This window comes from Polaromonas sp. P1_G4 (assembly GCF_056405475.1).
In genome coordinates, this window is sequence record NZ_JBFUCA010000111.1 from 1 (window position 1) to 10,378 (window position 10,378).

General features: G+C 61.7%; 9 protein-coding genes and 1 pseudogene. 1 reads left to right on the plus strand and 9 read right to left on the minus strand.

The window, feature by feature from the left end:
- Positions 1-526: DUF1415 domain-containing protein (locus AC1D1X_RS07800; protein WP_477698087.1), on the plus strand; the 526-nt coding region annotated here is incomplete at its 5' end.
- Positions 527-536: 10 nt separating this feature from the next.
- On the opposite strand, the gene AC1D1X_RS07805 is transcribed toward AC1D1X_RS07800, so the two are convergent.
- The 9 genes and pseudogenes from AC1D1X_RS07805 to AC1D1X_RS07845 all read right to left on the minus strand — a co-directional run.
- A complete protein-coding gene (locus AC1D1X_RS07805; protein WP_477698088.1) occupies positions 537-902 on the minus strand; it encodes a response regulator transcription factor in 366 nt (121 codons plus the stop codon).
- A 165-nt stretch (positions 903-1,067) separates the two neighbouring features.
- Positions 1,068-2,891, minus strand: coding sequence for a sensor histidine kinase (locus AC1D1X_RS07810; RefSeq protein WP_477698089.1), 1,824 nt, complete (start codon positions 2,889-2,891; stop codon positions 1,068-1,070).
- 14 nt (positions 2,892-2,905) lie between these two features.
- Positions 2,906-4,003, minus strand: coding sequence for a M14 family metallopeptidase (locus AC1D1X_RS07815; RefSeq protein WP_477671430.1), 1,098 nt, complete (start codon positions 4,001-4,003; stop codon positions 2,906-2,908).
- Between the two features lie 16 nt (positions 4,004-4,019).
- Positions 4,020-5,234, minus strand: a complete 1,215-nt coding sequence (locus tag AC1D1X_RS07820; protein ID WP_477671431.1) for a M20 aminoacylase family protein — start codon at positions 5,232-5,234, stop codon at positions 4,020-4,022.
- 80 nt (positions 5,235-5,314) lie between these two features.
- Positions 5,315-6,355: an ABC transporter ATP-binding protein gene (locus tag AC1D1X_RS07825; RefSeq protein ID WP_477671432.1), complete on the minus strand. Its 1,041-nt coding sequence runs from the start codon at positions 6,353-6,355 to the stop codon at positions 5,315-5,317.
- On the minus strand, positions 6,352-7,329 hold the full coding sequence (locus AC1D1X_RS07830) for an ABC transporter ATP-binding protein (RefSeq protein ID WP_477671433.1): 978 nt from the start codon (positions 7,327-7,329) through the stop codon (positions 6,352-6,354). Before AC1D1X_RS07830 ends, AC1D1X_RS07825 begins: the two co-directional genes overlap by 4 nt.
- Before the next feature lie 129 nt (positions 7,330-7,458).
- The gene (locus AC1D1X_RS07835) at positions 7,459-8,376 is read right to left on the minus strand and encodes an ABC transporter permease (RefSeq protein WP_477671434.1); all 918 of its coding nucleotides are present in this window, start codon (positions 8,374-8,376) and stop codon (positions 7,459-7,461) included.
- 243 nt (positions 8,377-8,619) lie between these two features.
- Positions 8,620-10,203, minus strand: a complete 1,584-nt coding sequence (locus tag AC1D1X_RS07840; protein ID WP_477671435.1) for an ABC transporter substrate-binding protein — start codon at positions 10,201-10,203, stop codon at positions 8,620-8,622.
- 72 nt (positions 10,204-10,275) lie between these two features.
- Positions 10,276-10,378 (minus strand): annotated as a pseudogene (locus AC1D1X_RS07845) (ABC transporter permease); the annotation flags it as partial.

The window sequence follows — 10,378 nt, forward strand, 5'->3', positions numbered from 1 at the left end:
GGAGGTTCTGGACAAAACCCGCTTGTGGCTCGAAAAAGCCGTGATCGGGCTCAACCTGTGCCCGTTCGCCAAGGCGGTCTATGTCAAGAACCAGGTGCGCCTGGTGGTGAGCCGGGCCCGCCATGCGGACGGCCTGCTCGAAGAACTGGACCGCGAACTGGATCTGCTGGCGGCGACGCCGGCCGAAGAGGTCGACACCACGCTGCTGATTCACCCCACGCTGTTTGACGACTTCCTGGACTTCAACGATTTCCTGGAAATCGCCGAAGGCGTGGTGGATGAGCATGGCCTCGAAGGTGTGATCCAGCTGGCCAGCTTTCACCCGCAGTTCCAGTTCGATGGCACCGAGCCCGGCGACATTGGCAACTACACGAACCGCGCACCCTTTGCCATCCTGCATTTGCTGCGCGAGGAAAGCGTGGAACGGGCCGTGGAGGCGTTTCCCGAGGCTGAGGCTATCTTTGAGCAGAACATCCAGACGCTCGAAAAGCTGGGCCACACGGGCTGGAAGGCGCTGGGCCTATAACGCTGAGGCCTTATTTGGRCAAGTGCTGCTTGAGCACCGCGTGCAGCTGCGCGAAATTAAAGGGCTTGGTCACGTAGCCGCTGGCACCCAGGCGCAAGGCTTCCTCCAGCCGCTCTGACTCCGCGCTGGCCGACAGGAACACAAAGGGCACCTGCTTGAGGGCAGGTTCCGATTGCAGCGCGGCCAGAACCTCCATGCCGTTCATCAGCGGCATCATCACATCGCAAAAAATCAGGTCCGGCTGCTGCTCTCTGGCCACTTGCAGGCCGGCATGGCCGTCTGCCGCTGCCAGGCCTTCGTGGCCCTCCAGCCGGACAAAGCGCAGCAGGTTGTCCCGGATATGGGATTCATCTTCAATCACCAGAATGCGCGCCATTTTTCTTTCGCATTGAAGTCCCCGCATTTCATCGTGGGCGGGGCTGATTTCCCTGAGCTACCCGGCAGGCTCTGTCGCAGTGCCGGGCTGGTATCCATCTTATAGCCTTACCCCGGTTTCCCCAATCTGCCCGATGCGCTGGCTGGTTTGGCCAGGTTCCGCGACTCAAATCGTGACGGTAAAGCGCGTGCCCTGGCCCACGACGCTGGTTACGTTGATGTGGCCGCCGTGCAGGTCGACCGAATTTTTGACGATGGCCAGCCYCAGGCCCGTGCCCTGGATTTCGCCGACATTGCTGGCCCGGTGGAACCATTCGAAAAGGTGGGGAAGCTCTTCGGCCGGAATGCCTATGCCCTGGTCCGCCACCTCAAAGGCCACACGTCCCTCCAACGAAAACACGCGAAAAGAGACTTTTCCGCCTTGCGGCGAATACTTGATGGCGTTGGACAGCAGGTTGCCGAAGATATGGCGCAGCAGCTTTTCATCAAAAATCCCGATCTCCGGCCGGGCCCCGAATTCCAGGATCAGCTCGCAGCCCGCCTCTGAATACTGGATGCGCGCATCTTCCACCAGGTTCTGGCAAAGCAGTTGCAGATTGATCTCTGCCGGCTGGAACGCCAGCATTTGGGCCTCCACCTTGCCCAGCAGCAGCACGCGGTCCAGCATCTGGGTCATGCGTTGTACGCCGGTTTCTATGGTGGCGATGACGTCGGCTTTTTCGGGCTCGGGCAGGCGGTCGCCGTAGTGCTTGAGGAGTTCGGCGGACGACAGGATAAAGGCCAGCGGCGTGCGGAATTCATGCGACGCCACCGAGATGAAGCGCGACTTCATGTCATTGAGCTCGGTTTGCCGCTGCAGGGTCTGGCGCTGCGTCAGTTCGGCCTGCAAGCGGGCCGTCGCATCTACCACGAAGATCAGGGTCGCCTCGCGCTTGCCCCATTCGATCTGCACGGCGGAGAGCTCCAGCGAACGAACTTCGCCAGCCTGGGTGATCACGCGAAAACCGTACATCGAGTCGACCTCGTCGCCCCGCAGGCGACGCTCGTGGCGCTCGCGCATCACCGGCAGGTCGTCGGGGTGGACGGTCGCGGTGTAGGGCTGGGACAGCAGGTACTCCCGCGGATGGCCCACGATGYGCTCCAGGCTGGGGTTGGCAAATACCATGCGGCCGTCCTGCACAACCACCACGCCGACACCGACGTTTTCAATCACCGTGCGGTAGCGCTCTTCCGATTTACGCAATTCATCCAGCGCCTGATAGCGTTCAATCGCACTGCTGACGTGGTTGGCGACAAAGGACAGGATGTCGGCATCGGTGTCGCTGTAGGCCACGCCCGGTTCATAGCCCTGCACTGCGAGTACGCCGCCTATGGTGCCGCGTATGTGCATGGGCACGCCCAGCCAGGAACTGAAAGTCATGTCGCCACTGCCTTCCGTCACATCACCGGCGGCTTCCAGTACCTTCAGGCGCATGGCGTCAATAATTTGCGGCTTACCGGTACTCAGGACGAATTCGGTCAGACCCCTGCGGTACGGCACATTGCTCAGTTGCAGCGCATCGCCATCGCGCTCGTCCACGTAATAGGGGAAATCCTTTCGGTGTTTCTGCGCGTCGTACAGACACACATAGCAATTTTTGGCATACAGCAGCTCTCCCAGCAAGCCGTGAACCGACTGCAGGAAATCGTAGAAAGAGAGATCTGCTGCTGCACGCTCGGCAATGCGGTAAAAAACCCGTTGCAGGGTTTCGGCTTTTTTTTGCTCCAGCGCTTCGACCTGAAGTTCGCGGGTTCGCTGTTCCAGCCACAGGTTGGCGGATGTCTCCTGCTTTTGCTTTTCAAGCTGCAAATTCCGGTAGTCGGCCTCTAACCCCTGATATTGCTGTTGCAGCTGCTTGAGCTGGAGTTGCAGATCGGCGTCGGACGGCATGGCGCGGCTTTCGTGCTCGGGTTGAAAAGAGGGCTGCTGCAATGGCTGCACCCGAGTCATTATGCGGCCCTGGTTCAGGGGGTGTTCAGTCCGCTCACGGTCTGGAACATGGCCTGGCGCGCCTGAGCCAAGATTTGCGAGCGCCATTCGTCCGTGTCGACATAAAACGCGTTCATCATCTGCCGCTTGATCGTCGCCTGTTGCTCCGCGGGCATCTCAGGATGCTTGTGCAGCCAGTGATCGGCACGCAGGGCGGCAATGACGTCCAGAATGGGCACCGTACCGTATTCCATGGCCATGCCGGTGTATTCGGCCTGTGGGCATTCGTCGGGAACCGACGCCCACATCAAACCCGTCAGGTGCGCCGAGCTGGAGGAGCCGTCGTAGAACGAGGTGACGGGGGTGGCGCCGCCGCCGTCCCACCAGGCGCGCGCGCGTGCCAGGGCTATGGGATCGTTGTCGCAGGCAAAAATGCGCTCACCAATCCCGCTGGGGCCCAGTCCTGTGTGCAGGTCCATCCAGGCGATGCGTTTAGCCCGTTGCCCGAATGTTTGCAGCACTTCGCGCAAGGTGCGATTGCTCCACGTTGGCTCCGTCCCGCCGAAAAACATGCCATCGGCGTATTCGTGCTGGCCTTGCGACACGGCCGCCTGGTAACGTGCCACACCACGGGTGTCAATGTAGGCCGCAATGGCGGCCTGGTTTTCGCTTGTAGGGGGCCACCGCGCGGGTAGCAGCAAATCGTGGAGCTCGCGGTAAGCCTCATTGACAGGCAAGGGCTGGCCGAAGTCATGGAAGTTGCGGTTCAAGTCCACGTTTTCGTGCGTGGTGCGCCGTGCATGGGAAAAGCCGTGGGGATTGATCGCGTGAATGTAGAGCACTGCCACACCGCCCGCGCGGGCCTTGGCGCGCCATTCGGCGTCCTGTGCGGCATACACCTGCACACCCGAGCCACAGTAGCCTTCCACGCCGTGGCAAGCGCTGCTGACGATAAAGAGCTTGTTTGCGTCAGGTGAGCCGTCCAGGGCCACATCCATCGCGAGGGTTTCGCCGTCGCGGCCCTTCAGCGGGTGTTCATAGGCGCGAAGCGCCATGCCGGCGGCGCGAGCCGCCTCGAGGAATTTGGCGCGCGCAGCCGCATAACTGGCTGAAAAAGCCGCGTGTGTGTTCATGGTGTTGTTGGCGTTGTCAGGGGCGCACCTCAGGAACCGTGCCCAGCCAGCGCGTAGCCAGCTGGACCCAGTAGGTGCCACCCAGGGGGATCAGGTCGTCGTTGAAGTCGTAGCTCGGGTTGTGCAGCGTGCAGGGCCCTTCGCCGTGGCCCATGTCGCGGTGCGCGCCGTCTCCGTTGGAAATGAAACAGTAGGCGCCGGGTTTGGCTTGCAGCATGTAGGCGAAGTCTTCGGCGCCCATGGTGGGCTCCTGCGGCAGCACGTTGGCCGGCCCCACGATGTCGCTCATCACCCGGCGTGCGAAGTCGGCCTCGGCGGCGCTGTTGACCGTGGGCGGGTAGTTGCGCGTGAACTCGAATTCGCAGCGTGCTTCAAACGCGGCACAGGTGTGTTCGGCCACTTCCTTCATGCGCTTTTCAATCATGTCCAGCACTTCAATGCTGAACGTGCGCACTGTGCCCTGCAACTCGCAGAAGTCTGGCACCACGTTGGTCGCTTCTCCGGCGTGAATCATGGTCACCGAGATGACGCCCGCATCAACCGGTTTTTTGTTGCGGCTGATGATGGTCTGGAAGCCCTGCACCATCTGGCAGGCGATAGGCACAGGGTCGATGCCGAAGTGCGGCATCGCGGCGTGGCTGCCCTTGCCGCGTATGGTGATCTTGAACTCGTTGCTTGATGCCATCACTGGCCCCGCGCTGACCGCGAAAGTGCCGACAGGCGCGCCCGGCCAGTTGTGCATGCCAAAGACCGCTTCGACGGGGAATTTTTCAAAGAGGCCGTCCTTGATCATCTCGCGCGCGCCGCCGCCGCCTTCCTCGGCCGGCTGGAAGATCAGGTAGACCGTGCCGTCAAAGTCTCGGTTCTGCGAGAGGTGGCGTGCCGCGGCCAGCAGCATCGCGGTGTGGCCATCATGGCCGCAGGCGTGCATCTTGCCCTGCCGCGTGCTGGCATGGGGGAATTTGTTGAACTCCTGCATGGGCAGCGCGTCCGTGTCGGCGCGCAGCCCCACGGCCCGGCCACAAGCGCCGCCGTCGCGGCCGTGCACGATACCCACCACGCCGGTGGTGCCCATGCCGCGGTGAATCGGGATGCCCCAGGATTCGAGCTTTTGCGCGACCACGTCGGCAGTGCGTACTTCCTGGAAGCACAGTTCGGGATGGGCGTGGATGTCGCGGCGCACGGCAGCGATGTCGGCCGCCCCGGCCAGGATGGATTCAATGATTTTCATGGCGGTGTCCCCTGAGAGTACATATTAACCAAGCCGGTTCCGCTTTGCATGGCCGTGCCTGGGTTCCTGGTATTTGTTCCCTAAATTCGGCCCTCTTCAACCGCATGGCAGGCCACACGAACGCCTTCGAGCTGCAGAAACTCCGGCCGTTCGCTGCGGCAACGCTCGTTGGCATGCGGGCAACGTGGGTGGAAGGTGCAGCCGGTGGGCGGGTTCAGCGGATTGGGCACTTCGCCCGACACAGGGGTGCGGGCGCGGCCGGTGTCGTGCATCTTGGGGATGGCATCCAGCAGCATGCGTGTGTAGGGATGGCGCGGTGTGCCGAACAGGCTGTGCTTGTCGGCCAGTTCCACGACGCGGCCCAGGTACATCACGCCGACGTGGTCGCTGACGTGGCGCACCACTGCGAGGTTGTGCGAGATGAAGAGGTAAGTCAGGCCGCGCTTTCGTTGCAGGTCCTTCATGATGTTGAGCACCTGCGCCTGCACGCTCACGTCCAGCGCCGAGGTCGGTTCGTCGCAGACCAGGAACTCGGGCTCCGTGGCCAGTGCGCGCGCGATCGATATGCGCTGGCGCTGCCCACCCGAGAATTGATGTGGATACTTGGGCTTGTCCAGCGCAGACAGGCCCACCGACCTCAGCAGTTCGTCCACGCGTTCCTTGAGTGCTGCGCTGTCACTCAGGATGCCGTGCTCGTGCAACGGTTCTGCGATGATGTCCTCCACCGTCCAGCGCGGGTTCAGGCTGGCATAGGGGTCCTGAAAAATCATCTGGATGCGCCTGCGCAATTGCCGGCCCTGGGGTGTCTTGAAAGCGGAATGCGCATCCTGGCCGTCAAAGGTCAATCCACCGCGCGTCGGCTCATAGAGACCCACTAGCAGGCGGGCGACGGTGCTTTTGCCGCAGCCCGATTCGCCGACCAGTGCCAGCGTCTTGCCTCTCTCGATGTCGAAGCTTACGCCGTCGACGGCCTTGAGCAGCAGGCGGGGCTTGCGCTCCAGCACGCGGTTGAGCCAGGGCGGCGACACATCGAAAGTCTTGGCCAGGTCGTGCGCCTGGACCAGCGGTTCCCCAACCTTTGCTGCGTTTTGCAATACTTCGGCATTCAGGATGTCGCTCATGCGGCCACCCCCGCATGCGCGTCATGCAACCAGCACGCCGCCCGCGTGGCGCCGGCCGGCATCAGGTCCGGCCTGTCCTGGCGGCAGCGTTCAAAGGCCTTGGGGCAGCGCGGATTGAAGGCGCATCCCTGTGGGATGGCGTTCAGGCGCGGCATGGCGCCGTCGATCTGATACAGGCGCTCACGCTCCACGGTAATGTCGGGAATCGCGGCCATCAGGCCCGCCGTGTAGGGATGCGAGGGGTGGTTGATCACCTGGTGCACTGGGCCTATCTCGGCGATCCGCCCGGCATACATCACGGCCACACGGTCACAGGTTTCGGCGATCACGCCCATGTCGTGGGTGATCAGCATGACGGCGGCGCCGCGCTGCCGGCAGATATTTTTGAGCAGGGTGATGATTTGTGCCTGGATCGATACGTCAAGCGCGGTGGTCGGTTCGTCGGCCACGATGAGCTTGGGCTCGGCCGCCAGCGCCAGGGCGATTACCACGCGCTGGCGCATACCGCCCGAGAACTGATGCGGGTAGTGGTCTATGCGCTGGGCGGCTGCGGGAATGCCGGTGTCATCCAGCAGTTCGATGGCGCGCGCCCGGGCTTCCTGCGTGCTGACGGGCAAATGAGCCTGGATGGTTTCCACCAATTGCCGGCCTATGGTGTAGAGCGGATTCAGCGAGGTCAGCGGATCCTGGAAGATCGCGCCTATCTTGCGCCCCCGGATGTGACGCATGCGTTCGTGGGGCAGGTTGTCGATGCGCTCGCCCTCGAGCAGGATCTGGCCGCCCGCCACGCGCCCGGGCGGCTCCAGCAGGCCGATGATGGCCGCCCCGGTCAGCGACTTGCCCGCGCCCGATTCACCGACCACGCCAAGGATTTCGCCAGGGGCGATGTCAAACGAGATGTCGTCCAGCGCACGCAGCGTGCCACGCCGGCCGGGAAACTCGACCACCAGGTTCTTGATTTGTAAAAGACTCATTGACGGTTCAGCTCACGAAGTGAGCGATGAGTAAGGTTTTTCCGCCGGGCCGCCCCAAGGAAAAATGCGCTCCCTCGGGGGGCAGCTTAGTACACGTAATGACAAGCGTGGGGGCATTCATTTTTCGGCCTACCTTAGACGGGGATTGAGGGCATCACGCAACCAGTCACCGAGCAGATTCACGCTCAGCGCAATCAACACCAGCATCAGGCCCGGGAACACGGTGATCCACCACTCGCCCGAGAACAGGTAGTCGTTGCCGACACGGATCAACGTACCCAGCGAGGGTGAGGTGGGCGGCGCGCCCACGCCCAGGAAGGACAGCGTGGCTTCGGTGATGATGGCGGTCGCCACCTGGATGGTGGCAAGCACCAGTACAGGCCCCATCACATTGGGCAGCACATGGCGCCGCATGATGCGCAACGGCGAGACACCGGTGACGCGTGCGGCCTGTACATATTCCTTGCTGCGTTCCACCATGGTTGATCCGCGTACCGTGCGCGCGTATTGCACCCAGCCCGCCTGCCCCATCGAGATCGACAGAATCAGCACGCCCATGGCGAGGAGCTGACTCGCGTCAGGAAACACCGCGCGGCCCACACCGGCGATCAGCAGCGCGACCAGGATTGGCGGAAAAGATGACATCACATCGCATACGCGCATCAGGGCCGCGTCGATCCAGCCGCCGCGAAAGCCCGCGAGCAAGCCCAGCGACACGCCAGCCAGCATGGAGAGGATGACAGAGGCCACGCCCACTATCAGTGAAATGCGCGCGCCATACATCAGCGCCGATAAAATGTCCCGCCCCTGGTCATCGGTGCCCAGCAGGTATTTCGAACTGCCCTGCGCGCTCCAGGCCGGGGGCAGGCGCGCATCGCTGAGCTCCAGTGTGCTGAGGTTGAACGGGTCATGCGGGGCCACCCAGCCGGCAAACACCGAACAGAAAACGCAGACCAGCGCAATGGCCGCCGCAAGCATCGCAACCGGCGAGGTGCGAAAACTGTGGACCACATCGCTGTCAAACCAGCGCGCAAGAGTTTTTGTCATCAAAAGAATGCGTAGTCCGTATTAACTAGGGTCGAGTAAAGCGAGTCCTGTGCCAGCAACAGCGCGGAGCCGGCTTTGCCGGGCCGCCGCTGTTGTCCCCTGCAGGGGAGAGGCCGTTACGCGAAGCGAAAAGGCAACAGGGGGGAGGTTACCTTCAGCGCGGAACCGGCTTGCCATGCCGCTGCTGTTGTCCCCTGCAGGGGAGAGGCCGCTACGCGCAGCGAAAAGGCAACAGGGGGGTGTTTACTTCTTCACAGTTATCCACTTGAAGAACATGAAGTTGTCGGCCATCTGGACCAGTTCCACCTTCTTGTTCATGCCCCAGGCCAGCGACTGCTGGTGCAGCGGTATGTGGCCGATGTCGGCCCCGTGGATGTCGAACGCTTCCTTGATCATCGCATTGCGCTTGGTCTTGTCGGTTTCGGATTGGACCTTCCTGGTCAGTTCGTCAAACTTCGGATTGCAATATGCGCCCAGATTGAACTGGCCAGCGCCCTTGTCGTCGACACAGGCGACCAGGGCATTCATGGCGTTGTGGGCGTCATAAGTGCCGGGTGTCCAGCCCAGCATGTAAAAGCTGGTGTCGCGACGCAAAATCTTGGGGAAATAGGTKCCTTTGGTTTCAGCCTGGAGGTTGATCTTGACGTTGATGCGTGAAAGATTGGCTGCCACAGCCTGGCAAATCCGGCTGTCGTTCACATAACGGTCATTCGGACAGTTCATGGACACTTCAAAACCACTCGCATAGCCGGCATCTGCCATCAGTTTTTTGGCGGCTTCAGGGTCGTAGGGCAAGCGCTTGTTCTGGTCGGCCTGGAAGCCGTTGATACCGGGGCCAATCAGCAGCGCTGTCGGGTTGGAGCCGCCGCGCATCACGGTTTTCTTGATGCTTTCGATGTCGATGGCCTGATAGAAGGCCTGGCGCACGCGCTTGTCCTTGAACGGGTTTTTGCCCTTCACGCTGGAATACAGGAGTTCGTCGCGCTTTTGGTCCATGCCCAGGAAAATGGTGCGCAGCTCTGGTCCGGCCAGAACACGGGTTGCGGCGTTGCTGTTGACACGGTCAATATCCTGCACCGGCACGGGCTCCATCACGTCGACTTCACCGGACAGCAAGGCTGCCACGCGCGTGGCGTCGTTGCCGATGGGGGTGAAGACCACCTCCTGAACGTTGCCTTCAATCTTGCCCCAGTAGGTGCCGTTGCGGACAAAGGTGGTGCGCACATTGGGTTGACGCTCCCGTACCCGGTAAGGGCCGGTGCCGTTGGCACGGAAGGACGCGGCGTTTTCAATGCCTTTACGGCGGTCCACCGGTTTGGTCGCCTGGTTGGTTTCGCACCATTTCTTGCTCATGATGTAAACCAGCGTGATCACGTCGGGCAAGATGGGAAAGGGTGTTTTGGTTTCGATCTCAACCACATGGTCGTTGATCTTGCGCACTTCCTTGAAGTCGTTGGTGTAGCTCTTCATGTCCGAGCCGTCGGCCTGGGTGCGGTTAAAGCTGAACACCACGTCATCGGCGGTGAACGGCGTGCCGTCGTGAAACTGCACGCCCTTGCGCAGTTCGAAGCGCCATACGGAAGGTGATGTCTGTTTCCACGAGGTCGCCAGGCCAGGCGCCAGGCTCAGGTCCTTGTTGCGGATGACCAGGCCTTCATAGGCATTGCCCGTCACGCTGAGCTGAAGCGATTCGTTCAGCGAGTGCGGATCCATCGACAAAGAATCGCCCTGGTTGGCGACTCGCAGGGTTTGCGCCGAAGCGATAAAACTTGTGGCCGTGAGGCCGCACAGCACAGCGGCTGAAAGCAGATTGGACTTGAATTTCATCAGGAACTCCTTGTGAAAGGGATGGGGACTTGCGGGTGTAAAAAATGAAATAAAGGGGTGCGGCCTGCGCCATCAGTGGCCCGCGGCATTGCCGACGCGAAGCCGGGGGTCCACTGCGAAATACAGCAGGTCGACGACCAGGTTGATGGCCACAAAAATCAGCGCAATCAGGCAC